This is a genomic window from Nocardioides sp. NPDC006303, from assembly GCF_040613175.1.
Taxonomy (GTDB): domain Bacteria; phylum Actinomycetota; class Actinomycetes; order Propionibacteriales; family Nocardioidaceae; genus Nocardioides.
Genome location: NZ_JBEXRR010000028.1, coordinates 49,615 through 73,690 on the forward strand (window position 1 = coordinate 49,615; position 24,076 = coordinate 73,690).

Sequence of the window (24,076 nt, forward strand, 5' to 3'; positions counted from 1 at the left end):
GGTCAGACCCTCCTGGCCGTGGCGGCCGCGAAGAGGCCGCTGGGACGTACCAGCAGCACCACCATCAAGATCCCGAGCGCGACCAGCGGCGCCAGGTGCTCACCGACGTAGCCGGTGACGTAGGAGAGCGAGAGCCCGAGGATCAGGCCGCCGATCACCGACCCGAGCGGCGAGTCGAGGCCGCCCAGCACGGCGGCGATGAAGCCGTAGATCACGAACGGGTCCATGAACGCCGGGTTCACCAGGTCGCCGCCTGCGATCAGCATCCCGGCCACCGCGCCCACGGCCGCGGCGAGCGCCCAGCCGAGGGTGAGCATGCGGCCGACGCGTACGCCCAGGAGCCGGGACACCTCGCCGTTGAACGCGGCCGCCCGCATCCGCAGCCCCAGGTCGGTGAAGCGGAAGAGGATCACGAGCCCGGCCATCACGACGGCGACCACGACGATCGTCAGGATGCCGAACGGGGTGATGCCGATCGAGGCGTCCCCGACGTTGATCGCGTTGGTGCTGACCGGGGCCGGGAAGCCGCGGTGCTGGACGCCGAAGGTGATCGCGGTCAGACCGTGGAGCACCATGAACAGCCCCAGAGTGAGGATCACCGCGTTGAGCTCGGCCTTGCCTTCGACCGGACGGATGATCACCCGCTCGATCACCGCGCCGAGCCCGAACCCGGCGGCGATCGCAGCCATGAAGGCGACCCAGTAGGGCACGTCGGCGTTGATCAGCGAGAGCGCGATGTAGGTGGTCACCATCGCCATCGCCGCCTGGGCGAAGTTGACGATCCGGGTCGAGCGCCAGATCAGGCACAGGGCCAGCGCGAACGCGGCGTAGACCGCGCCCAGGACCAGCCCTCCGAGGGTGGTGTCGAGAAACTGCTGCATGTCTGCTCCTCAGAACCCGAGATAGGCGTGGCGGAGCTGCTCGTCGGCGGCCAGCTCGGCTGCCGGCGCCGAGGCGACGACCTTGCCGAGGTTGAGCACGACTCCGTGGTCAGCGATGGACAGGGCACTGCGGGCGTTCTGCTCGACCAGGACGACGGTGAGCTCTTCGGTCTGCACCAGTCCGCGGAGCAGGTCGAAGATCTGGGCCACCACCCGGGGCGCGAGCCCCAGGGAGGGCTCGTCGAGCAGGAGTACGGTCGGTCGCGCCATCAGCGCGCGGCCGATGACGAGCATCTGCCGCTCACCGCCCGAGAGCATGTGAGCGGTGGCCTCGCGGCGCTCGCCCAGGCGCGGGAAGAGCTCGAAGACCCGCTCGACCGGCATCGGCTCGGAGCCGGTCGCGCGGTGCAGCCCGCCGAGCCGGAGGTTCTCGGTCACGGTCAGCTCGGCGATCACGCCGCGCCCCTCCGGGACGTGGGAGAGGCCGTACGAGGTCAGCTTCTCGGTCGCGGTGCGCGTGATGTCCTTGCCGTTCAGCGTCACGCTGCCCTTGCTGGACTTCACCAGTCCGGACACGGTGCGCAGCAGCGTGGTCTTGCCGGCGCCGTTGGCGCCCAGGACCGCGGTGACCTGACCTCTCGACGCGGTGAAGGTGACGCCGTTGAGCGCCTTGACGGGTCCGTACGCAGCGCTCAGATCCTCGACGGCGAACATCAGGCCTCCTCGGCAACGGTCAGTGCGTGCACCTCGGCGGCGTCGTCGTGCTCGACCTGGTCACCCAGGTAGGCGGCGAGGACGGCCGGGTCGTTGCGGATCTCGTCGGGTGAGCCGGCGGCGATGACGCGGCCGAAGTCGAGCACCGTGATCCGGTGGCAGACCGACATCACCAGGTCCATGTGGTGCTCGACGAGCATCACGGCGGTGCGTTCGGTCAGGCCGGTGATGATCTCGCCGAGCTCGGTCATCTCCTCGGCGCTCAGCCCGCTGGCGGGCTCGTCGAGGAGCAGCAGCTCCGGCTCGGCCACCAGGGCGCGCGCGAGCGCGACCTTCTTCCGGATCGGGTACGGCAGGCTGCCCGGGTAGCGGGCGGCGTACGACTCGATCCCGAGCTCGCCGAGCACCTCCCGCGCCTTGGCGGCCAGCCGGGCGTCGTCGCGGTGGCCGAGCCCGAGCAGCCCGCGCACGAAGCCGGCGCGAGCGAGACGGTCGGCGCCGACCATCACGTTGTCGAGCACCGTCATCCGCTCGAAGAGCCCGAGCCCCTGCAGGGTCCGGGCGATGCCGTGGCCGGCGAGCTGGTGCGGGCGGAGGTCGTGGATCGTCTCGCCGCGCAGACGGAGCTCGCCCTCGGCGGGGCTGACGAAGCCGCACACGACGTTGAACAACGTGGTCTTGCCGGCACCGTTGGGGCCGATGACGCCGAGCACCTCATGGGGCGCGACCTCCAAGGAGACGTTCTCGAGGGCGCGTACGCCCCCGAACCGGACCGAGACCCCCTCGACCGCGAACAGCGGCGGGTCTTCGCCAGGCATCTGCATCATGCTCCCTTCACCTATGTGACGGCTCTCACTTTGGACTCTCCGCACAAGTGGGGATATGGGCAGTGCGCACAAAATCTTTCGGGCGCTCCGACTGAGATTCCCTGGTTTGCTGGCGGATGCGGCAGTGGGCGTGGGACGCTCCGCACATGGCTGTGACGAGTGACACATCTCCCGACGCGGAACTCCGTCCGCTGGTGGAGCGTGCCTGGGCCTCGCTGGTGAGCCAGGCGGACGCGATCGCCGACGACATCACGCTGACCCTGATCGCGATCCAGCCGGAGTGGCACCAGAACGCCGATCCGTCGGTGCGCGCCGACCTGCGCTCGAGCACGAGGGAGCACGTACGCCGTGGCATCCGGGCCATGGCCGGAATGACCCCGGGAGCCAATCCGGTCGACCTGTGGCGCGATACCGGGCGGCGGCGCGCGCGGCAGGGCGTACCTCTGGAGTACTGCCTCAACGCCTACACCGTCGGCACCCGGATGCTGTGGGAGGCGATGGTCCACCAGCAGGAGGAGCTCGGAATCGACGACCGGGTGATGGTGCTCGCCGGGCGCCAGGTGTGGACCGACCTGGACGTGCAGAACTCGGTCATGTCGGGGGCCTACCGGAAGGAGGCGGCGCTGCTGCAGCGTCGCGACCTGCAGCTCCAGGGCCGGCTCCTCGACGGGCTCGCCGAGGGTCGCGGTGGCGACCCCGGGTTCGCCGCCGAGGTGCAGGACATCCTCGGGGTCGCTGCCGACGCGCGGATGGCCTGCGTGGTCGCGGCCTTCGACGGCAACCGCGACTCACCGCTGCGCAACCCCGACGACCGGCTGGAGAAGGCCGGTCTGGTGTCGTTCTGGCACGTACGCGGCGACCACCACTTCGGGCTGATTCCGTTGGGGTCTCGCCCGGTCGCGGAGGCTGTCGCCGATCTGGTCGAGCAGCTCGCCTGCTGCAACTCGGGCCGGGTCGGGATCGCCACCGCCGACGACCTCGGCGGCTTCGGCACCGCCTTCCAGCTCGCCACGCACACGGTGGAGACGGTGCCGCGGGGGCGCACCGACATCGCGGTCGTAGACGACCGTCTGCCACAGGTGCTGCTGACCGCCTCGCCCGCGGTCTCCCACCTGCTCGTACGCCGCACCCTCGGCCCGATCCTGGCGCAACCGACCCACCAGTCCGACGTGCTGCTGGCGACGCTCCGCGCCCTCATCGCGCACGGCGGCTCCCCCACCCACGCCGCCGAGGACCTGATCTGCCACCGCAACACGGTCATCTACCGCATCAAGCAGATCCAGGACCTCACCGCGAAGAGCATCTCCGACCCCCGCGACCGCCTCCTGTTCGCTCTCGCTCTGATGGCGCTGGAGAAGTAGCCGACGCGTCGCCGGCGTCGGCCGAGGTGGCACCGTGGTGCCCACTCGGCCGACCGGCGTGACGGCTCGGCATCAGATGTCGACCAGGGCCCCCAGACGGTCGCGATGGAGGCCGGGGAGGCCGTACGCGATCTGGTCGGCCTTGGCGCGCTTCAGGTAGAGGTGGGCGGGGTGCTCCCACGTCATGCCGATGCCGCCGTGCAGCTGCACCGCCTCCTCGGCCGCGGTGACGGCCAGATCACCGCAGTACGCGGCGGCGACATGGGTCGCGATCTCGGTCTCCTTCGCGTCTCCGAGAGCCAGCGCGCCTGCGGCGTAGCGCGCAGCGGCGCCGGCACCTTCGACGTTGGTGTAGAGGTCGGCGAGCCGGTGCTTGAGCGCCTGGTAGCCACCGACGATCCGGCCGAACTGCCGCCGGACCTTCAGATACTCCACCGTCGTGGTCAGGCACCACTGCGCCACCCCGACCTGCTCGGAGGCCATCAGCGCGGCCCCGGCCAGCAGACCGGAACGTACGCCCTCGGCACCGTGCTCAGCGGCCACGACCACCTCGCCCGCGGCCGGGTCGAGGGTGACGTCGGCGAGCTGGCGGGTCATGTCGAGCGAGCTCACCGGGGCGATCGTCGCCCGGTCCGCGGGGACGGCCCGGATCTCGATGCCGTCGAGCGTCCTCACCGGCACCAGGAGCGTGTCCGCCTCCAGGGCGCCGGCGACCGACCGGATCTCAGTCTCGACGGGCTCCAACGGCTGGACGGTCGTGGTCGCGAGCGACACGGCCAGGGCCGCGGTGCGCTCCCCCGACGCCAGTCCGGCCAGCAGCTCCGCACCGGCCTCGGTGGGCCCGGCCAGCAGGACCGAGGTCGCGACGACGGAGCTGGTCAGGAACGGCACCGGGGCAACCGCCCGGCCCAGCTCCTCCAGGACCACAGCGGCCTCGCGGGCGGATGCACCGGCACCACCGTACGACTCCGGGATCAGCAGCCCCGCGAGCCCGAGCTCGCTGGCGAGCCCCTTCCAGAGGACTGGGGTGAGGGAGCTGTCCCCGTCGTACGCCTTGACCACGTCGGCCGGCGCGCAGTGCTCGGCCAGGAACGACCTGACCGTGGCACGCAGGTCGGCATCGAGCTCGTTGTCGAGCAGTTCGACCTCAGAGGTGGGCACAGTGCTGCTCATCGCGGGATCTCCTTCCAGGAAACGTCCTTGTCGACCCGGTGCTCCCCGGGGAGACCGAGGACTCGCTCGGCCACGATGTTGCGCAGGATCTCCGAGGTGCCGCCCTCGATGGAGTTGCCCTTGGCGCGCAGGTAGCGATAGACGGCGTCGCGGCCGCCGAAGTCGACGTGCTCGGGCCGGACCATCGCCCAGCCGTCGCCGTCCTCGTAGCGAAGGCCCTCCTCGCCGCGCAGCTCCAGATCGAGCCCGGTGAGCTGCTGGTTGACCTTGGCGAAGGTCAGCTTCATCGCCGACCCCTCGGGCCCGGGCTGGCCGACGGCCAGCTTCTGCCGCAGCCGCGCTCCGGTCAGCCGGGCCACCTCCGACTCGACCCACAGCCTCAGCAGTCGGTCGCGCAGCTCCGGGGTGTGGTTCTCCGGATGCGTACGCCACGACTCGGCGACCACGCCGAGCATCCCGCCCTCGCGGGGCATGGCGGCGCCACCGATGGCGACACGCTCGTTGTTGAGGGTGGCGTTGGCGACCTCCCATCCCTGCCCGACCGCACCGAGGCGGTGGGCGTCAGGGATCCGCACATCGGTCAGGAAGACCTCGTTGAACTCCGCCTCGCCGGTGATCTGGCGCAGCGGCCGCACCTCGACCCCCGGATCGTGCATATCGCACAAGAAGTAGGTCAGACCGCGATGTTTCGGGACGTCCGGATCGGTGCGGGCGACGAGGATCGCGAAGTCGGCGTTGTGGGCGCCCGAGGTCCACACCTTCTGCCCGTTGACGACCCACTCGTCACCGTCGAGGACGGCCCGAGTCGCCAGGCCGGCGAGGTCGGAGCCGGCGCCGGGCTCGGAGAAGAGCTGGCACCAGATCTCCTCGCCGCACCACAGCGGCTCCAGGAAGCGAGACTTCTGCTCCGGGGTGCCGTAGGCCAGGATCGTCGGCGCGGCCATGCCGAGCCCGATCCCGTTGCGTCGCGGGTTGTTATCGGGGGCACCGGCCGCATCGAAGAGGTCGGACACCAGCGGCTGCAGGGCGCGGGAGGCGCCGAGACCGCCATGGCCCTCGGGGAACGCGACCCACGCCAGCCCAGCCTGGTAGCGGGCGTGCAGGAACGCGCTCGGCTCGGTTGTCGCGACCGGGTGCTCGGCCAGGAACTCCTCTACCCGGCCGCGCAGCTCGTCCGGAGTCACTGCCGCCCCTCTCGTCGCGCGGCCTGCTTGCGCAGCTCGGCCTTGGCCAGGGCGTTCTTGTGCACCTCGTCGGGGCCGTCGGCGAACCGCAGCGTGCGGATGCCGGCGTACGACTTGGCCAGCGGGAAGTCCTGGGAGAGACCACCGGCACCGTGGGCCTGGATCGCCTTGTCGAGGATCCACTGGACGGTCGCCGGGGTGGCGATCTTGATCGCCTGGATCTCGGTGTGGGCGCCCTTGTTGCCGACCGTGTCCATCAGCCAGGCGGTCTTGAGGACGAGGAGCCGCAGCTGCTCGATCCGCACCCGCGACTCGGCGATCCAGTCACGGATCACGCCCTGCTCGGAGAGCGGCTTGCCGAAGGCGACCCGCTCCTCGACCCGGGCACACATCAGCTCGATCGCCCGCTCGGCCAGACCGATGGAGCGCATGCAGTGATGGATGCGACCGGGGCCCAAGCGCGCCTGCGCGATCGCGAACCCCATGCCCTCGGTCCCGATGAGATTGCCCGCCGGAACGCGTACGTCGGAGAAGATCAGCTCGGCGTGGCCACCGTGGTCGTGGTCGTCGTAGCCGAAGACCTCCATGCCGCGCTTGATCGTGAGGCCCGGGGTGTCGCGGGGCACCAGGATCATCGACTGCTGCTTGTGGCGCTCGGCGGACGGGTCGGTCTTGCCCATCACGATGAGGATCTTCGCGTTCGGGTTCATCGCGCCGGTGATCCACCACTTGCGGCCGTTGATGACGTACTCGTCGCCGTCGAGCACGATCGAGGTCTCGATGTTGGTCGCGTCGGAGGAGGCGACGGCCGGCTCGGTCATCGCGAAGGCGCTGCGGATCTGCCCGTCCAGGAGCGGCTCCAGCCACTCCTTCTGCTGCGCCTCGTTGCCGAAGTCGTGCAGCACCTCCATGTTGCCGGTGTCGGGCGCGGCACAGTTGAACGCGGCCGGCGCGAGGTGGCTGCGGCCGGTGATCTCGGCCAGCGGGGCGTACTGCAGGTTGGTCAGGCCGGCCCCACCCTCACCGGGCAGGAAGAGGTTCCACAGGCCGCGCTTGCGGGCCTCGGCACGGATCTCGCCGAGGACAGGGACGCTGTCCCAGGCCCACTTGTCGTCCTGGGCCGCGAGCTGCTCGGAGAAGACGGCCTCGTTCGGCTCGACGTACGTCTTCTGGAAGTCCCATACCGAGGCGACGAGCTCCTCGGTCCTGGCGTCGGGTGCGAAATCCATGCGTCACTTCTCCTTCATTGCAGACAGTCCCATGTCCAGGAGCGGGTGGATCCCGTCCCCGATCTTGTCGAATCCGGGCCCTACGGTCTGGCCCTTGAGGTAGCGGTAGTGGATCCCCTCGAGGATCGCGGCGAGCTTGTAGGCGGCGAGGCCGAGGTAGAAGCCGAACTCGCTCAGGTCGCGCGGGCTGGCCGCGTCGTAGCGGGCGATGATCTCGTCCTCGGAGAGCCAGCCGGGTGCGTTGCTGACGTCGGTCACGGTGCCGTCGCCGGAGACCGTGGCCATCCGCTGGTAGGTGAGCAGGATCGCCAGGTCGGTGACCGGGTCGCCGAGCGTGGCCATCTCCCAGTCGACGACGGCCTTGATCTGGTCGTCGGCGGAGGTCAGCACGTTGTCGAGCCGGTAGTCGCCGTGCACGATCCCCGGCCCCGTCGAGGCGGCCTCGGCGGCACCCACCCGCGCCTCCAGCAGCGCGTGGAGCTCGTCGGCTGCGGGGAGGTCGCGGGAGTACGACGCGTCGAGCTGCTTCTTCCAGCGCCTGACCTGCCGCGACAGGAACCCTTCGGGGCGGCCGAACTCGCTCAGCCCGACCGCGGCCGGGTCGACCGCGTGCAGCGAGGCCATCACGTCGATGAGCTGCTCCGAGATCGCCCGGGTGCGCTCGGCACCGAGCGGCTCGAGCTCGCGGGCATAGCGGTAGGGCCGTCCGTCGACCTTCTCCATCACGTAGAACGGCGCCCCGAGCACCTCCTCGTCGTCGCAGAACGCGTAGGTGTGCGGCACCGGCACGTCGGTGTCGCGCAGCGCCGTGATCACCGTGTGCTCACGCTTCATGTCGTGCGCGGTGGCGAGCACGTGCCCCAGCGGTGGGCGCCGGACGATCCACTCGTGGGTGCCGTCGGAGACGGCGTACGTCAGGTTGGACTTGCCTCCGGAGATGTGGGTCGCGCTCAGCTCTTCTCCGGCGCCTGTCACGTTCTTGGCCAGCCAGGGGCCGAGCCGGTCCAGGTCGAGTCCGGGCAGCGGTTCGGTCGTCACGCGGCACCTCCGAGTGTGGGAATCATTCGGGCGAGCGCTGCGCGGGTGCTCGCCGGGTCTGTGTGCAGCAGTGCGTCGAGACCGACCGCCCGGGCGCCGAGGACGTTGGGCTCTGCGTCGTCGATGAAGAGGCACTCCTCGGCCGGGAGGCCGAGCTTGCTCAGGGTGCGGTCGAAGATCGGTGCCTCCGGCTTCCGCATCGCGACCTCCTCGGAGATCACCACCACCTCGAACAGCGCGTCGACCTGCTTGCGAGGGTAGAAGTTGCCCCAGCTGTTGGAGAGCAGGGCCAGCCGGATCCCGGCGTCGCGGAGCTCCTCGGCCAGCGCGAACATCTCCGGGTTGGGCCGCATCCCGGCGAAGAGCCGGGACAGGACGCCCTCGGGATGGACCGGGCTGCCGTCGTACGTCTCCAGGCGAGCGGCCAGGAGCGTGTCGAACTCCTTGACCGAGAGCTCGCCGAGCTCGAGGCGGTGGATCGGGGTGCCGGCGTCGGCGTAGCGACCCAGCCACTCCTTGAGCACCTTCGTGAAGCTCTCCGGCTTGATGCCGTCAGCCTCCAGCCAGGCCCGGATCGAGTCGCCGATGGGCGTGGTCAGCACCCCGCCGTAGTCGAAGATGACAGCCTTCATGCGACGTACACGACCCGTCCGACGGTGGTGCCGTCGGCAAGGCGCTGTACGCCATCGGCCACCTCGTCCAGGGACAGCTCCTCGCTGACCAGCGGCTTGATCGAGCCCTCGGCCGCCATCCGGGTGAGCTCGCGGTGGCACTCGGCGACCAGGTCGGGCGCGAGCGCGTTGTAGAGGCCCCAGTGGAGCCCGACGATCGAGTAGTTCTTGATCAGCGAGTGGTTGAGCGCTGCCTCCTGGATGCGCCCGCCGGCGAAGCCGATGATCAGGATCCGGCCCTCGAAGGCGATGCACTTGGTGGAGCGGTCGTAGGTGTCGCCGCCGACCGGGTCGTAGATCACGTCGGCGCCCTTGCCGCCGGTGACCTCCTTGACCACCTTCACGAAGTCCTCGGTGTGGCGGTCGATGACCACGTCCGCGCCGAGCTGCTTCGCGACCGCGGCCTTCTCCGGCCCGCCGACGACACCGATCACGGTGGCCCCGGCGGCCTTGCCGAGCTGGATCGCGGCGCTGCCGACCCCGCCCGCGGCGGCGTGCACGAGCAGCGTCTCGCCGGGCTGGATGTGGGCGCGGCGGTGGAGCGCGAACCAGCCGGTCTGGTAGCCGATGTAGAGGCTCGACGCCTCGGCGTCGGTGAGCGCCTCCGGAGCCGGGAACGTGGTCGCGGCCTCCATCAGCGCGAGCTCGCCGAAGCCGCCGTACGGCAGCGATCCGCCGCCGATCACGCGGTCCCCGACCTGGAACCCGTCGATGCCTTCGCCGAGCGCGACGACCTCACCGCACAGCTCGACGCCCGCGGTGAACGGCAGCTCGGGCTTGACCTGGTAGAGACCTCGGGCCATCAGGACGTCCGGGAAGTTGGCGGGGCTGGCCAGTACCTTCACGACGAGCTGTCCGGCCCCGGGGGTCGGGTCGGGCACCTCCTCGAGTCGCATCACGTCCTTGGGCTCGCCGAGCGAGCTGATCCGCCACGCCTTCATACCTGTCCTTCCACGTGCTGCCAGAGTCGATTCATCCCGCCGAGCCACTTGTCGGTCTGCGTGGCGCGCGCGGCGTAGTAGTCGCCCACCTCCGGGTGCGGCAGCACCAGGAAGCGGTCATCGCTCGTCGCCTCCCAGGCCGCGTCGGCGACCTGCTCGGGCGTCAGCGCTCCGTCTCGGCTGAGCAGGCCCGCCATCGGTCCCGATCGCTCGAGCATCCCGGTCTGTACGCCCTGCGGGCAGATCGCCTGGACGACGATCCCGTGATGGCGGTAGGTCGCCGAGAGCCACTCCGCGAAGGCGACCGCGGCGTGCTTGGTGACCGAGTAGGTCGGCGTACCGACCATCATCAGCAGCCCCGCGGCGCTCGCCGTCACCACGTAGCGACCGGACTTCCGCTCGACCCAGTCGGGGACGAGGAGCCGCGCCGCCCGGACGTGGGCCATCACGTTGACCTCGTGCGACGCCTGCCAGTCCTCCTCGGGGCAGTCCAGGCCGATGCCACGGTCGATGCCGGCATTTCCGTACCACGCGTCGATCTGGCCGAGGTGGTCCTTCGCCGCCTCGACGAGGCGGGCCACGCCCTCGACCGAAGCCGCGTCACCTGCCACCGGGTGGGCGCCGATCTCCTTCGCCGTCTCCGTCAGGCGTACGTCGTCGATGTCGTTGACCACGACGCGGACGCCCTCGGCGACGAGACGGGCGGCGAGGGCACGGCCGATCCCGCCCGCGGCGCCGGTGACGACGGCGGTGCTGCCTGGGGCCGGGGCCATCAGACGCGTCCGCCGGCGAGGGTGAGGCCGCCGTCCACGGTGACGAGCTGGCCCGTCATCCAGCCGGCGTCCTCGGAGAGGAGGAACGAGGCGACGCCCGCGATGTCCTCCGGGGTGCCGAGGCGCTTGAGCGGGTAGGCCGCCGAGACCTCCTGCTCGCGGCCCTCGTAGAGGAGCTCTGCGAACTTCGTCTTCACCACGGCCGGGAGGATCGCGTTGACGCGTACCTTCGGGCCGAGCTCGACCGACAGCTCCTGGGTGATGTAGCTGAGCATCGCCTTGCTCGCGCCGTACGTCGCGATCAGCGGGGTCGGGGCCAGGCCGGCCACCGAGGAGATGTTGACGATCGCACCGCCGTGCTCGGACATCCACCCCCGCCAGACCTGCTGGGTCCAGCCGATCGGCGAGAGGCAGTTGACCTCGACGGTCTTGCGGGCCGACTCGCGGTCCATGTCGATCAGGCCGCCGGCCTTCGGGTTGATGCCGGCGTTGTTGACCAGCAGGTCGGCGCTGCCGAAGGTGTCGATCGCAGCCTTGACGACCTCCTCCTGGTGGCCGGGGTCGTCGGCCTTGCCGGCGATGCCGAGGGCCACTTCCTTGCCGCCCAGCCCCTCGACCGCCTCCGCCAGCGCCTCGGGCTTGCGCGCCGTGATGACGACCTTCGCCCCCTCGTCCACCAGCCGCTGGGCGATGCCCAGACCGATGCCCCGGCTGGCCCCGGTGATGATCGCCGTACGTCCCTCGAACCTCGACATGCTCATTCCCTCGTGTGCTCGGCTAATCTAAGCGCTTGCTTAGGTGGTGACAGCGGTCACTCTACGGGGTAGCCCAAGAACATGGAAGGTCGGCGTCCAAGCAATGCCGAGAAGTCAGGTACGTCGGCCGAGACGTCAGTTCTGCAGGCCGAGACGTCACTTATGCAGGTCGAGTTGGCACGGTCGTGACCACTCGGCCTGCAGAAGTGACGCCTCGGCGGCGAAAACGCCGTTGTGGGTGACGAAACGACAGTTTCGTCACCCACAACTGCGGATTCGGCTCGCCAGAACCGAGGACTCGATCGTCAGCCGACGACAACCTCGATCCGCTGGAACTCCTTGAGGTCGGTGTAGCCGGTGGTGGCCATGGCGCGCTTGAGGGCGCCGACGAGGTTCATGGTGCCGTTGGCGACGTGCGAAGGACCGAAGAGGACCTCCTCGAAGGTGCCGACGGGCTCGAAGGCGACGCGCTCGCCGCGGGGCAGGTCGGCGTGGTGGGCCTCGTTGCCCCAGTGGAATCCCTTGCCGGGGGCGTCGGTGGCACGAGCGAAAGGCGATCCGACCATGACCGCGTCGGCACCGCAGGCGATCGCCTTGGCGATGTCGCCGGAGCGGCCGACGGCGCCGTCGGCGATGACGTGGACGTAGCGGCCGCCGGACTCGTCCAGGTAGTCGCGTCGCGCGGCGGCGACGTCGGCCACCGCGGAGGCCATCGGCACGGCCACGCCGAGCACGGTCCGGGTCGTGTGCGCCGCACCGCCGCCGAAGCCGACGAGGACGCCGGCCGCGCCGGTGCGCATCAGGTGGAGGGCGGCCTGGTAGGTCGCGCACCCGCCGACGATCACCGGCACGTCGAGCTCGTAGATGAACTCCTTGAGGTTGAGCGGCTCGGCCTGCGAGGAGACGTGCTCGGCCGAGACCGTGGTGCCACGGATGACGAAGAGGTCGACGCCGGCGTCGACGACGGCCTTGGCGAACTCCTTCGTACGCTGCGGGGAAAGCGCCCCGGCCACGGTGACGCCTGAGGCGCGCACCTCACGCAGCCGCTCGGTGATCAGCTCGGCCCGGATCGGGGCCTCGTAGATCTCCTGCAGACGCCGGGTCGCGTCGACACCGCTCAGCTCGGCCAGCTCGTCGAGCAGCGGCTGCGGGTCGTCGTACCGGGTCCACACGCCCTCGAGGTTGAGCACCCCGAGGCCGCCGAGCTTGCCCATCGCGATCGCGGTCGAGGGCGACATCACCGAATCCATCGGCGCCGCGATCAGCGGGATGTCGAAGCGGTAGGCGTCGATCTGCCAGTCGGTGCTCACCTCGGTGGTGTCACGGGTGCGCCGGGACGGCACGATCGCCACGTCGTCGAAGGCGTACGCCCGTCGTGCTCGCTTGGCCCGGCCGATCTCGATCTCAGTCACATGACGGATTGTTCCACGGGACCGGATCGAGACCGGAAAGGCCACACGCACCGAGCCACACGCACGACCAGGCTAGCTACGCACCGCGGTCAGCAGCAGGTACTCCCACTTCATCACCCCGGCCGTGACATAGCGGTCCCCCAGCTCGGCGAGCGCGGCGTCGAGCTCCGCCGTCCGCGCGGCGTCCTCGGCGATCCCGCGATAGGCGACGATCGTCGGCCCGTAGCAGGCCTTGAAGAAGTCACGGAACTCCGCGCCGGTCTCGAACGAGTCGATGCCGACCATCCGCTTCTCGGCCTGGACGGAGGTCACCTGGTCGCCCAGCAGGCCGCGTACGTGGGTCTCGTCGCCCCATCGCGGCGGCGGCTGCGCGCCCTCGGGCGGCGGCGCCATGAACGGCTTCATCGTCGCGAACATCTGGCCGATGAAGCCCTCCGGCGTCCAACTGACCAGGCCGATCCGACCACCCGGCCGGACGACCCGGAGCAGCTCGGCCGCGGCCTTCTCGTGGAACGGCGCGAACATGATGCCGACGCAGGACATCACGACGTCGAAGGCGGCGTCGTCGAACGGCAGCGCCTCGGCATCGGCGACGCGCCAGGTGATCGAGTCGGCACCTGTCTCACTCGATGCCCGGGCCTGGCCGACCTCGAGCAGCTCGGGCGTCAGGTCGCTCGCGGTCACGTCCGCGCCGGCGAGGGCGGCGGGGATGGCGGCGTTCCCGGTGCCGGCGGCGATGTCGAGTACGCGGTCGCCCGACCCGATCTCGCAGGCCTCGACGATCACCTGGCCGAGCTCGGGAATGAGCTCGTCGGCGACCCGGGCATAGTTCCCGAGGCCCCACATCGCACGGTGGCGGGCCTTCAGGTCTGGCTGGACGGGTGTTGCGGTCATGGTTTCCTCCACGGACGTCTGACCCGAGAGGAGATCTGGAGCCTCCAGCATCGCCCCCGCGCCGCGACCGCGGATAGTTCCTTATCTGTACTTGCCGCCCGCCACCGATAGGGGTCTACTGAACGGACAGGGATCTCGGGCTGCACAAGGGGGAGGCGGTCCAATGGCGGGATACGGCCAGTTCTGTCCGATGGCGAAAGCCATGGAGGTGCTCGACGAGCGGTGGACGCTGCTCGTCGTACGCGAGCTTCTGCTCGGCAGTACCCACTTCAACGAGCTGCGCCGGGGCGTGCCCAAGATGTCGCCCGCCCTGCTCTCCAAGCGCCTGCGGACCCTGGAGCGAGCGGGCATCATCCAGCGGCGCGGCGAGGGGCAGCGGACCTCCTACCACCTCACCGCCAGCGGCGAGGAGCTCGCCACGGTCGTCACCGCGCTCAACGAGTGGGGTGCGCGCTGGGTCGGCTCGCTGGGCCAGGCCGACCTCGATCCCCACCTGCTCCTGTGGGACATGCGCCGCACGATCCCGATCGACGTGTGGCCGGAGCAGCGCACGGTGGTCGAGTTCCGGCTCACCGACGTCGACCCGAAGGTCGCCCGCTGGTGGCTGATGGTGGCCGCCGACCAGGCCGAGGTCTGCGACTTCGACCCCGGGTTCGAGGTCGACGCGCGGCTCACCGCCAGCCTGCGTACGCTCACCGAGATCTGGCGTGGCGACCTCGCCTGGCCGATGGCGCTCCGCACCGAGATGGTCTCCATCGCCGCCGCCCAGGAAGTACGCCACGCCCTGCCCTCCTGGCTCGGCCAGTCCTCCGCCGCCCGGGTCCCCCGCCCCCGGGTCGACGCGGGACGAGTTCAGCTCCAGTCGTAGGAGAGGACGAAGCCGTACGCCTCGCCGCCGCCCTCCTCGGAGAGGACCATGTCGGCCTCGCCGACGAGGCCTTCGAGGCCGCCGGTGCCGAGGCCGGGGATGACGGTGAGGTGGGAGCGGACGGTGGCGTCGGCGTACGTCCCGCTGATCCGCCACACGCACGAGCCCTCCTGGCCGGCGATGGAGCCGGTGAACTGCTCGTACGCCTCGAAGACCGCGCCGCCGGCGGGGTTGCCGTAGGCGCCGATCATCCGCGCGACGCCCGTGCCCTGGATCTCGCCGGCGTAGGTGTAGTCGGTCTCGGCGGTGGTCAGGCCGCGGTGGGGGATGTAGACGTCGTCGCCCATCTTGGTGCCCTCGCCGTCGATGTCGACGTAGGCCGCCTCGTGCCAGCGCGCGACGGTCATCGTGGTGCTCGCCTTGTTGCCGTAGGTCTTGTCAGTGGTCTGTTCGGTCATGGCTCCAGCCTGCTCCGGAAACAGGGACGCGGGATTGAAGGAACGCGCCATATCGTTGGCGGCATGGCCGACGACACCGAGGGCAGGGGCTATCCCGACGCGATCGTGCGCCCGGTGACGGCGGCCCGGACGATCAACACCGAGCGGTTCGCGGTCTCACCAGAGCTGGCGGGACACGTGGACTATCACTGGTACGTCGGCTGGGAGCTCGAGCACCCGCACGATCAGCAGGTCATCCCGCAGCCGCGGATCCACGTCGCCGCCGAGCAGGGCCGGCTGCTGGTGCACGGGATCGGCCGGCGCCCGTTCATCCGGCATCTGACCGGCCGCGGCCACACGCTCGGTGTCTCGTTCCTGCCCGGCCTCTTCCGCCCGGTGCTCGGCAGCCGGGTCAGCGCCATCGCCGACCAGGTCGTCCCCGCTCAGGACCTGCTCGATCTCGACGACCGGCCGGCGGCCGAGCGGATCCTCACCTCGACGGACCCGGCGGAGATGGCTGCCGCGATGGAGTCCTACCTCCTGGAGGTCGGCCTCCCCTCGGACCCGGTCGCCGAGGACGTACGCCGCTGGGCGACCCTCGCCGAGGACGACCGCTCGATCACCCGGGCCGAGCAGCTCGCCGACCGTGCCGGCGTGAGCCTTCGGTCGCTGCAGCGCCTGTTCAGCGAGTACGTCGGGATCGGCCCGAAGTGGGTCGTGCAGCGGTTCCGCGTGCTCGAGGTCGCCGCCCGCGCCCATTCCGGCGACGTCGACTGGGCCGCGGTCGCCGCGGAGCTGGACTTCAGCGACCAGGCCCACCTGGTGCGTACGTTCCGGGACGTCGTCGGCGCTCCCCCGGCGACCTACGCGAAGGACCTCTAGCGAGCTAGGAGCTCGAGAGCGTCGGCCGCGGGGCTGCCCGGCTCGGCGTGGTAGAGGCACATCCGGTGGCTGGTCTCGGGCATCACCGGCGCCTCGTACTCGAGGTCGAAGCGCCCGACGAGCGGGTGCTGGAACTTCTTGACGCCGTAGCCGCAGTCGTTGACCGGGTGCTGCGCCCACAGCTCGGCGAACTCGTCGCTCTTCTGGGTCAGCTCGCCGACCAGGCAGCTGAGCAGGTGGTCGTCGGGGTGGAGGCCGGAGGAGTAGCGCATGAAGCCCACGTGGGAGTAGGCGGTGGCGGCCTGCTCCACCCACAGGTCGCGACCCCCGGGCTCGAGGAAGAACCGCCGGGTCAGGTTGGGCCGGTTCTCGACGTCCTCGGGCTGCTCGTAAGGCAGCTCGGGAGCGATCAGCAGGTGGCCGAGCCGGTTCCAGGCGAGCACGTCGTTGCGGTGGTCGATCAGCAGCGCCGGGCCGGGCGTGGCATTGATCAGCCGCACCGTGCTCGGCCGGGGCCGCTCGACGCGGTAGCGGGCCGGCGCGGCGGTCCCGGGGCGCGCCAGGCGACGCAGGTGGTCGTGCTCCTCCGCACTCAGCCGCAGCGCCCGGGCGAGCGAGTCGATCACCGAGTCGGAGGCGTTGTGGTGGTCGGCCTGCTCGAGCCGCGTGTAGTAGGTCGGCGAGACGCCGGCCAGCATCGCGAGTTCCTCACGCCTCAGCCCTGGGACACGGCGGGCGCCGTAGGACACCAGCCCGGCGTCTTCGGGACTGATCGCCGCCCGGCGGCTGCGCAGGAACTCTCCGAGCTCGGTCGTCATGGTTCCTATAGTGCGGCCGCGCCGCGATTTCTTCCTGACCCTGTCAGTGACAGGCACGCGGGTGGGTGGCAGGACAGGTGTCTGGCTGGCGTACGTCATCTGCCAGAGCGTTGATGTCATGACCCTCACTACGCAGGCCGAGCCAGTACGCCCGGCCGCCATGACTCGCGGACAGCTGCTGGTGCTCCTGCTGCTGCTCGCCTCCCAGTTCACCCTCACCGTCGACTTCTCGATCCTCAACGTGGCGCTGCCGACCGTCGGCGCCAGCCTCGGCTTCGCCGAGGCCGACGTGCAGTGGATCGCGACCGCCTTCGCACTGTGCGCGGCCGGGTTCACGCTGCTCTTCGGCCGGATCGGCGACTACGTCGGCCGGCGGCGGGTCTTCCTGATCGGCATGGTCGCGCTGGGCGCAGCCTCGCTGCTCGGCGGGGTCGCCACCTCACCCGAGCTGCTGCTGACGGCCCGGGTCGCCCAGGGTCTCGCGACCGCTGCGGTCACCCCTGCGGCGCTCTCCTTGCTCACCGTCTCTTTCCCGGAGGGGCCGCTGCGCCAGCGTGCTCTGGGGCTGAACAGCGTGGTGATGTCGACCGGGTTCACCGCCGGGGCGGTGCTGGGTGGCGTACTCACCGATCTGCTGTCGTGGCGCTGGGCGTTCCTGGTCAACGTGCCGATCGCGTTGCTGGTGGTCGCCGTCGCGCCGTTCGTGCTGCGTGACTCCGCCGACCGGGAGCGGTCGCGGCTCGACCTTCCGGGCGCTGTACTGGTGACGTCCGGGCTGCTCGCGCTGGTCTACGGCGCGACCCGCCTGGGGGAGGCGGGCATCGCCGACGTGTGGGGGCTGGCCGCGATCGGCGTCGCGGTGGTGCTGCTGGTCGCGTTCTGGCGGGCCGAGTCCACGCACCCGCACCCGCTGGTGCCGCTGCACATCCTCACCCGCCGCACCATCGGCTTCGGCAACATCGCCGGCTTCGCGACCTTCGCCTTCGAGTCGTCGCTGGTCTTCGTGCTGACGATGTATCTCCAGCACGTCCTCGGCCTGGACGCCCTGCAGACCGGGCTGATGCTCGTCGCGATGGGGGCCGGGGCGATCATCGGCGGATCCGTCGGCTCGCGGGTGATCGAGGCCTTCGGCGTACGCAACACCATGGCGGGCGGGCTCGCGATCCAGGCGGTCACGACCGGCGCACTCGTGCTGATCGGGCCCTCGGTCGGCTGGCTGTGGTTCATCGGCCTGATGAACTTCATCGGCGCCATCGGCCACGTCGCCGCGATCGTCGGGTTCATGGTCGCGGCGACCTCCGGACTCCCCGACCACGAGCAGGGCCTGGCCACCGGGCTGGCGATGATGACCCAGCAGGTCGCGATCGCGCTCGGCATCCCGATCATGTCCACCGTCGCCACCGCCGCCGGCGGAGTCGCCTCGCTCGGGGCACTCCAGGTGGCGATCGCGGTCAACGCGGTCCTGGTCCTGGTCGCGGCGCTGCTCGTGGCCGTCGGGCTGCCCCGGGCGCGGTCCATCCTCCGAAACTCTCCACACTAAGTTGATGAAGTCAGTAGACTTTTACTCATGAGTGCGCCCCCATCTCGTCTTCGACTCGCCGTGGCTCTCGACGGCGCCGGGTGGCACCCGGCCGCCTGGCGGGAGCCGAACGCCCGGCCCGGTGATCTGCTCAAACCCGGGTATTGGGCCGGTCTCGTCCAGGAGGCCGAGGCCGGCCTGCTGGACTTCGTCACGATCGAGGACTCGCTCTCGATCCAGACCGACTCACCGTTCGGCACCGAGGACGACGACCGCAACGACCGGGTGCGCGGACGGCTCGACGCGGTGCTGATCGCCTCCCGGATTGCGCCGCTGACCAGGCACATCGGCATCGTGCCGACAGCCGTCGTCACCCACACCGAGCCGTTCCATCTCAGCAAGGCGATCGCGACACTGGACTACGTGAGCCGCGGCCGGGCCGGCGTACGTGTGCAGGTGGCGCCGCGGCCGCGGGATGCGGCGCTGTTCGGCCGCCGCGAGTTCCCGGAGATCTCGTACGCCGCCCTCGGCTCCCCCGAAGGGCAGGAGCTGATCCGGGAGGCGTTCGCTGAGGCGGCCGACTACATCGAGGTGCTGCGGCGGCTTTGGGACTCCTGGGAGGACGACGCGGAGATCCGCGACGTCGCGACCGGGCGGTTCATCGACCGGGACAAGATCCATTACATCGACTTCGAGGGCCGCTACTTCAATGTGAAGGGGCCCTCGATCACCCCGCGGCCACCGCAGGGACAGCCGGTCGTGGCCGCCCTCGCCCACCGCACTGCGCCCTTCAAGAGCGTGCCGTTCGAGCTGGTCGGAACCTCGGCCGACATCGGGTTCGTGACGCCTCGAACTGCGGCCGACATCGCCTCGATCACCGCCGAGATCCGGGCCGCGCAGGACGCCGCCGGACGCGGCACCGACACGGTCCACGTCTTCGGTGACATCGTCGTCCTCCTCGACGAGACCGAGCAGGCTGCCCGGGAGCGGCTGGCTCGCTTGGACGAGGCGGCCGGTGCCGCGTACGAGTCCGATGCCCTGGTCTTCGCCGGCACCCCGGAGGACCTCGCCGACCTGCTCGCGACCTGGCACGCCGCCGGGCTCTCCGGGTTCCGGCTGCGGCCGGCGGTGCTCCCCGACGACCTGGAGCAGATCACCCGCCGGCTCGTGCCCGAACTGCAGAGGCGCGGGCTCTTCCACGATGCGTACGACGCAGCCACCCTGCGGGGCGCGCTCGGTCTGCCGCGTCCCACCAGCCGCTACGCCACCACCGAGGGGACGCCCGCATGAGCACGCCGCGCAGCAACGAGAGGCCGAAGAAGCAGATCCACCTCGCCGCCCACTTCCCCGGCGTCAACAACACCACCGTGTGGAGCGACCCGGCGTCGGGCAGCCACATCGAGTTCGACTCGTTCGTGGAGTTCGCGCAGATCGCCGAGCGCGGGCTGTTCGACTTCATGTTCCTCGCCGAGGGGCTGCGGCTGCGCGAGCAGGCCGGGAAGATCTACGACCTCGACGTGGTCGGGCGACCGGACACGTTCACGATCCTGGCCGCGCTCGCGGCGGTCACCGACCACCTCGGACTGACCGGCACGATCAACTCGACCTTCAACGAGCCCTACGAGGTGGCCCGCCAGTTCGCCTCCCTGGACCACCTCTCCGACGGGCGCGCAGCCTGGAACGTGGTCACCTCCTGGGACGCGTTCACCGGCGAGAACTTCCGGCGTGGCGGCTACCTGCCGCAGGGCGAGCGCTACGAGCGGGCCAAGACGTTCCTCGACGCCGCGATCCGGCTGTGGGACACATGGAGGGGCGACGAGATCCTCGCCGACAAGGCCTCCGGAGCCTTCCTGTCGGCATCGCTTTCGACGCCGGCGCCGGGCGCGTTCGAGCACCACGATTCGCAGTTCGACATCAGCGGCCGGTTCAACGTCCCCCGCAGCCCGCAGGGGCGCCCGGTGATCTTCCAGGCCGGCGACTCCGAGGAGGGTCGCGAGTTCGCCGCGCAGAAGGCCGACGCCATCTTCTCGCGGCACAGCCATCTCGAGGACGGTCAGCGGTTCTACGTCGACGTGAAGGGGCGCCTGGAGAAGTACGAGCGCCGCCACGATGACCTGCTGATCCTGCCCGCGGCCACCTTCGTCCTCGCCGACACCGACGCCGAGGCCGTCGAGCTGGCCCGCGAGATCAGGCTCCAGCAGGTCTCCCCTGCGACCGCGATCAAGCTGCTCGAGCAGCTGTGGAACCGCGACCTCTCCGACCATGACCCCGACGGCCCGTTGCCCACGGTCGACCCGAGCGAGGACGACGACCTGATCGCCAAGGGCCGCGCCAGCGCCCGTTCGCACGGCGACCGGTTGGAGCAGGCCGAGCGCTGGCGGGCGATCTCCAAGGCGAAGGGCCTGAGCACCCGCGAGACGATCGTCGAGGTCACCGGCCGGCAGAGCTTCATCGGCTCAGCGGAGACGATCGCCGACACGATCGACACCTACGTGCAGAACGACGCCGCCGACGGCTACATCCTGGTCTCCCACATCACCCCCGGCGGTCTGGCGCCCTTCGTGGACCATGTCGTGCCGCTGCTCCAGGAGCGCGGCGTCTTCCGCACGGCCTACGAAGGGACCACGCTCCGCGAGAACCTCGGCCTGCGGGAGCCGACCAGATGAGGTTCCTGGCGATCACGCTCATCGTGCATCGTCCCGATCCGGTGACGGGGCAGCAGAAGGCGACGTACGACAGGTTCCAGGAGGTCGTCACCAACGCCGTCCTCGCCGAGGAGCTCGGCTTCGACGGGTTCGGGGTCGGCGAGCGCCACGAACGGCCGTTCATCTCCTCCTCCCCGACGGTGGTCCTCTCCCACCTCGCCGCCCGTACGCAGCGCATCCGGCTCTTCACTGCGGTGACGACGCTGGCGCTGCTGGACCCGGTGCGCGCCTATGAGGACTACGCCACCCTCGACCACCTCTCCGGCGGCCGGCTCGAGCTGATCATCGGCAAGGGCAACGGTTCCGCTCAGCGTGACCTGTTCCGGGTGACGCCGGAGGACCAGTGGGACCGGAACGCGGAGTCGTACGAGATCTTCCGCAAGCTGTGGCGCCAGGAACGCGTGACCGCCTCGCCTCGCTTCCGCCCTGAGCTGGTCGAGGCGGAGGTCTGGCCGCGGCCGCTGCAGCAGCCGGTGCGCGTGTGGCACGGGAGTGCCACCTCGAAGGAGTCCGTCGACCTCGCCGCGCGCTACGGCGACCCGCTGTTCTCGGCCAACGTCACCAACCCGATCGAGCCCTACGGCGAGCTGGTCGACCACTACCGCGAGCGCTGGGTCGCCTATGGACACGATCCTGCCGACATCGCGATCGGCGCCGGGACCGCCGGCCTCTACGTAGCAAGGACGAGCCAGGAGGCGTACGCCGCCTATCGACCGGTCTTCGAGGGCCAGCTCGCCTTCCAGGCCGGCCTCGGGCTCGAGCCGGTCTTCCCGACCTTGGAGGACTTCGTCGAAAGATCCTCGGCGCTGGTCGGTTCGCCGCAGCAGGTGATCGAGAAGATCCACCGCTACCACGAGCGCTTCGGGCACCAGGTCGTCCACGTCCAGGCGGACGCCAGCGGCCTGACCGAGCAGCAGCACCGCGACAGCCTGGAGCTCTTCGCCACCGAGGTCGCCGCCCCACTGCGGACCGCTCTCCCGGACCCGCCCTGGGGTTGGGGCTCCCCGGCCAAGAGCATCCCCACGATCGGAGCACACCGATGAGCCGCACTCCCCTGTCAGTCCTCGATCTCGTGCCGGTGTCCTCCGGGGCCTCCGGTCCCGACGCCGTACGCAATGCCATCGCGCTCGCGCAGGCGACCGAGTCCTTCGGCTACCACCGCTACTGGGTCGCCGAGCACCATCTCAACCCCGGGGTCGCCGGCACTTCGCCGGCGGTGGTCCTGGCTCTGCTGGGCGCGGCGACCTCGCGCATCCGGCTGGGCTCCGGCGCGGTGCTGATGGGGCACCGGACGGCGCTGTCGACGATCGAGGAGTTCGGGCTGCTCGACGCCGCCTTCCCCGGTCGGATCGACCTCGGCCTGGGCCGCTCCGGCGGCAGGCCCGGGGCCTCTGGCCCGGCGGTCATCCCGGTGGAACTGGTCGACGGACGCACCCCGGAGGGGCTGCTCGTCCCGCCGAAGTTCGATCCTCGCGGGCTGCTTGGCTCGCCGCGGTTCCAGCTCCAGAAGGAGCTCCTGCAGCTGCCCGGGGCGACCTCCGCCGACTACGGCGAGCAGATCGACACGATCCTCGCCTTCATCGACGGCACCTACCGAGATGCCGCCGGCACCCCGGCGCGGGCCGTACCCGGCGAGGGCGCCGAGCTCGAGCTGTGGGTGCTGGGGAGCAGCGGCGGGGAGAGCGCCGAGGTGGCGGGCAAGCGCGGCCTCCGGTTCGCGACGAACTACCACGTCAACCCCTCCGGCGTCCTCGAGGCAGCGCGCTCCTACCGCACCGCCTTCGCTCCCTCCGACACCCTGACCGTGCCCCATGTCGCGGTCTCCGCCGACGTGGTGGTCGCCGAGACCGAGCAGGAAGCCCGCGATCTCGCCACCGGCTACGGCCTCTGGGTCCGCTCCATCCGCACCGCCGAGGGAGCCATCCCGTTCCCGACCCCCGACGAGGCCCGCGCCTGGGAGTGGAGCGAGGAGGACCGGGCCCTGGTCCAGGACCGCCTCGACACCCAGTTCGTCGGCACCGCTGCGCAGGTCGCCGATCAGCTCGAGATCCTCCAGCGCGCCGTCGAGGCGGACGAGCTGGTCATCACGACCATCACCCACGACCACGCCGACCGGGTCCGCTCCTATGAGCTGATCGCCGAGGAGTGGGCCCGCCGCGGTCGCTGAGGCCGCGGCGGGCCGCGTACGTCAGGGCTTCTTCTCCCCCGCCTCGACCGCGACCGGGAGCCGGTTGCCGGCCGGCGGGAGCGGACAGGTGGCGTGGTCGGTGTAGGCGCACGGCAGGTTGGTCGCGCGGTTGAAGTCGATCACCACCTTGCCGTCCGCGTCAGGAGCGCCGACCGAGAGCGAACGGTTGGCGGCGTACGTCGTCTTGCCCGAGGTCTCGTCGACGAACAGCACGTGCAGGGAGCCGGGCGCGAAGCCGGGGAAGGCGATGAGGCTGTGCACGGCACCGCCCACCTCGAACTCGATCTCGCCGACGGCCTCGTAGACGTGCTCGAGGCCGTCGACGACCGAGCCGACGGTGGTCGGCACGGGCGTCTCGTAGGCGACGAAGCGCCCGGGCACGGCCCAGCTCGGGTCGGGCGCGTACGACTCGGTCCCCTGGTAGCCGGTCAGGACCGGATTGTCCGGGTGGCGGGGGCGGATGATGTCGTTGCCGCCGCGCTTGGCGATCTCGACGACCGCGTCGCCGAACTCGGCGGTGATCCCGCCGCGCTCGTCGATGACGCCGAAGGAGTGCCGGCCGGTGACCTCGATGCCGTCGACGACCAGCGACTCACCCGGTGCCAGCGAAACCACGATGCCCTCGGGGCCGCTCGACCAGGCGCCCGGCACGTCGTCGTACGTCTCCGGCTCCTCGCCGAGCCAGCGGATCGAGGTGATCGCGAGGAACCCGTGGGGCGAGGCGCGCTTCTTCTCGTGCTCCTCGTGCCAGGCGGTCCAGTCCTGGACGAAGGTGTCGGTGTCGGTGACGGTCATAGGTCCTCCCG

24 protein-coding genes are annotated in these 24,076 nt (G+C 70.5%); 8 read left to right on the top strand and 16 right to left on the bottom strand.

The features are described from left to right. Positions 1–2: 2 nt before the first annotated feature. The 3 genes from ABZY89_RS20135 to ABZY89_RS20145 are packed head-to-tail and all read right to left on the bottom strand — an operon-like array spanning position 3 to position 2,422. Complete coding sequence (locus ABZY89_RS20135; protein WP_355230035.1) at positions 3–881, bottom strand: branched-chain amino acid ABC transporter permease; 879 nt, start codon at positions 879–881, stop codon at positions 3–5. A 9-nt stretch (positions 882–890) separates the two neighbouring features. Next, positions 891–1,595 (bottom strand): ABC transporter ATP-binding protein, encoded by a 705-nt coding sequence (locus ABZY89_RS20140; protein ID WP_355230037.1) that lies wholly within the window; start codon positions 1,593–1,595, stop codon positions 891–893. Then, entirely contained in the window at positions 1,595–2,422 is an 828-nt protein-coding gene (locus ABZY89_RS20145; RefSeq protein ID WP_355230038.1) for an ABC transporter ATP-binding protein, read from the bottom strand. The genes ABZY89_RS20140 and ABZY89_RS20145 overlap by 1 nt, the downstream gene beginning before the upstream one ends. Before the next feature lie 146 nt (positions 2,423–2,568). Here ABZY89_RS20145 and ABZY89_RS20150 point away from each other — a divergent pair, with 146 nt between their 5' ends. Beyond that, positions 2,569–3,783, top strand: a complete 1,215-nt coding sequence (locus tag ABZY89_RS20150) for a helix-turn-helix domain-containing protein (RefSeq protein ID WP_355230039.1) — start codon at positions 2,569–2,571, stop codon at positions 3,781–3,783. Positions 3,784–3,855: 72 nt separating this feature from the next. Here ABZY89_RS20150 and ABZY89_RS20155 read toward each other — a convergent pair whose 3' ends face one another. The 10 genes from ABZY89_RS20155 to ABZY89_RS20200 form a co-directional block, all read right to left on the bottom strand. Beyond that, on the bottom strand, positions 3,856–4,956 hold the full coding sequence (locus tag ABZY89_RS20155; RefSeq protein WP_355230041.1) for an acyl-CoA dehydrogenase family protein: 1,101 nt from the start codon (positions 4,954–4,956) through the stop codon (positions 3,856–3,858). Next, complete coding sequence (locus tag ABZY89_RS20160; protein WP_355230042.1) at positions 4,953–6,140, bottom strand: acyl-CoA dehydrogenase family protein; 1,188 nt, start codon at positions 6,138–6,140, stop codon at positions 4,953–4,955. The genes ABZY89_RS20155 and ABZY89_RS20160 overlap by 4 nt, the downstream gene beginning before the upstream one ends. Then, complete coding sequence (locus ABZY89_RS20165; protein ID WP_355230043.1) at positions 6,137–7,369, bottom strand: acyl-CoA dehydrogenase family protein; 1,233 nt, start codon at positions 7,367–7,369, stop codon at positions 6,137–6,139. The genes ABZY89_RS20160 and ABZY89_RS20165 overlap by 4 nt, the downstream gene beginning before the upstream one ends. Positions 7,370–7,372: 3 nt before the next feature. After that, complete coding sequence (locus ABZY89_RS20170) at positions 7,373–8,407, bottom strand: phosphotransferase family protein (protein ID WP_355230044.1); 1,035 nt, start codon at positions 8,405–8,407, stop codon at positions 7,373–7,375. Continuing rightward, positions 8,404–9,039 carry an HAD family phosphatase gene (locus tag ABZY89_RS20175; protein WP_355230046.1) on the bottom strand — a complete coding sequence of 212 codons (636 nt, stop codon included), beginning with the start codon at positions 9,037–9,039 and terminating at the stop codon, positions 8,404–8,406. Before ABZY89_RS20175 ends, ABZY89_RS20170 begins: the two co-directional genes overlap by 4 nt. Continuing rightward, entirely contained in the window at positions 9,036–10,019 is a 984-nt protein-coding gene (locus ABZY89_RS20180) for an NADPH:quinone oxidoreductase family protein (RefSeq protein ID WP_355230048.1), read from the bottom strand. The genes ABZY89_RS20175 and ABZY89_RS20180 overlap by 4 nt, the downstream gene beginning before the upstream one ends. Continuing rightward, the gene (locus ABZY89_RS20185; protein ID WP_355230050.1) at positions 10,016–10,792 is read right to left on the bottom strand and encodes an SDR family oxidoreductase; all 777 of its coding nucleotides are present in this window, start codon (positions 10,790–10,792) and stop codon (positions 10,016–10,018) included. Before ABZY89_RS20185 ends, ABZY89_RS20180 begins: the two co-directional genes overlap by 4 nt. Further along, positions 10,792–11,547, bottom strand: coding sequence for an SDR family oxidoreductase (locus ABZY89_RS20190; protein ID WP_355230052.1), 756 nt, complete (start codon positions 11,545–11,547; stop codon positions 10,792–10,794). Before ABZY89_RS20190 ends, ABZY89_RS20185 begins: the two co-directional genes overlap by 1 nt. A gap of 305 nt (positions 11,548–11,852) precedes the next feature. Continuing rightward, entirely contained in the window at positions 11,853–12,959 is a 1,107-nt protein-coding gene (locus ABZY89_RS20195) for a GuaB3 family IMP dehydrogenase-related protein (RefSeq protein ID WP_091051839.1), read from the bottom strand. A gap of 72 nt (positions 12,960–13,031) precedes the next feature. Further along, positions 13,032–13,853, bottom strand: a complete 822-nt coding sequence (locus ABZY89_RS20200) for a methyltransferase domain-containing protein (protein WP_355230054.1) — start codon at positions 13,851–13,853, stop codon at positions 13,032–13,034. Positions 13,854–14,043: 190 nt separating this feature from the next. Between ABZY89_RS20200 and ABZY89_RS20205 the strand changes: the two genes are divergently transcribed. Further along, the gene (locus ABZY89_RS20205) at positions 14,044–14,721 is read left to right on the top strand and encodes a helix-turn-helix domain-containing protein (protein WP_355230056.1); all 678 of its coding nucleotides are present in this window, start codon (positions 14,044–14,046) and stop codon (positions 14,719–14,721) included. Here the strand turns inward: ABZY89_RS20205 and ABZY89_RS20210 are convergent. Continuing rightward, positions 14,706–15,179, bottom strand: a complete 474-nt coding sequence (locus tag ABZY89_RS20210) for a DUF3224 domain-containing protein (protein ID WP_350665545.1) — start codon at positions 15,177–15,179, stop codon at positions 14,706–14,708. The genes ABZY89_RS20205 and ABZY89_RS20210 overlap by 16 nt on opposite strands. Positions 15,180–15,242: 63 nt before the next feature. Between ABZY89_RS20210 and ABZY89_RS20215 the strand changes: the two genes are divergently transcribed. Further along, complete coding sequence (locus tag ABZY89_RS20215; protein ID WP_355230058.1) at positions 15,243–16,040, top strand: helix-turn-helix domain-containing protein; 798 nt, start codon at positions 15,243–15,245, stop codon at positions 16,038–16,040. Here the strand turns inward: ABZY89_RS20215 and ABZY89_RS20220 are convergent. Next, a complete protein-coding gene (locus tag ABZY89_RS20220; protein WP_355230060.1) occupies positions 16,037–16,858 on the bottom strand; it encodes a helix-turn-helix transcriptional regulator in 822 nt (273 codons plus the stop codon). The genes ABZY89_RS20215 and ABZY89_RS20220 overlap by 4 nt on opposite strands. A 118-nt stretch (positions 16,859–16,976) precedes the next feature. Between ABZY89_RS20220 and ABZY89_RS20225 the strand changes: the two genes are divergently transcribed. From ABZY89_RS20225 to ABZY89_RS20245, 5 genes are read left to right on the top strand one after another with little or no spacing between them, the layout of a single operon-like run. Further along, positions 16,977–18,398 carry an MFS transporter gene (locus tag ABZY89_RS20225; protein ID WP_355230062.1) on the top strand — a complete coding sequence of 474 codons (1,422 nt, stop codon included), beginning with the start codon at positions 16,977–16,979 and terminating at the stop codon, positions 18,396–18,398. 27 nt (positions 18,399–18,425) lie between these two features. Next, positions 18,426–19,667, top strand: coding sequence for an LLM class flavin-dependent oxidoreductase (locus ABZY89_RS20230; protein ID WP_355230064.1), 1,242 nt, complete (start codon positions 18,426–18,428; stop codon positions 19,665–19,667). Next, complete coding sequence (locus ABZY89_RS20235) at positions 19,664–21,043, top strand: NtaA/DmoA family FMN-dependent monooxygenase (protein WP_355230066.1); 1,380 nt, start codon at positions 19,664–19,666, stop codon at positions 21,041–21,043. Before ABZY89_RS20230 ends, ABZY89_RS20235 begins: the two co-directional genes overlap by 4 nt. Then, positions 21,040–22,125, top strand: coding sequence for an LLM class flavin-dependent oxidoreductase (locus ABZY89_RS20240; RefSeq protein ID WP_355230068.1), 1,086 nt, complete (start codon positions 21,040–21,042; stop codon positions 22,123–22,125). The genes ABZY89_RS20235 and ABZY89_RS20240 overlap by 4 nt, the downstream gene beginning before the upstream one ends. Then, positions 22,122–23,249: an LLM class flavin-dependent oxidoreductase gene (locus tag ABZY89_RS20245; protein WP_355230069.1), complete on the top strand. Its 1,128-nt coding sequence runs from the start codon at positions 22,122–22,124 to the stop codon at positions 23,247–23,249. The genes ABZY89_RS20240 and ABZY89_RS20245 overlap by 4 nt, the downstream gene beginning before the upstream one ends. A gap of 21 nt (positions 23,250–23,270) precedes the next feature. Here ABZY89_RS20245 and ABZY89_RS20250 read toward each other — a convergent pair whose 3' ends face one another. After that, entirely contained in the window at positions 23,271–24,065 is a 795-nt protein-coding gene (locus tag ABZY89_RS20250; RefSeq protein ID WP_355230071.1) for a DUF1684 domain-containing protein, read from the bottom strand. Between the last annotated feature and the right edge of the window lie 11 nt (positions 24,066–24,076).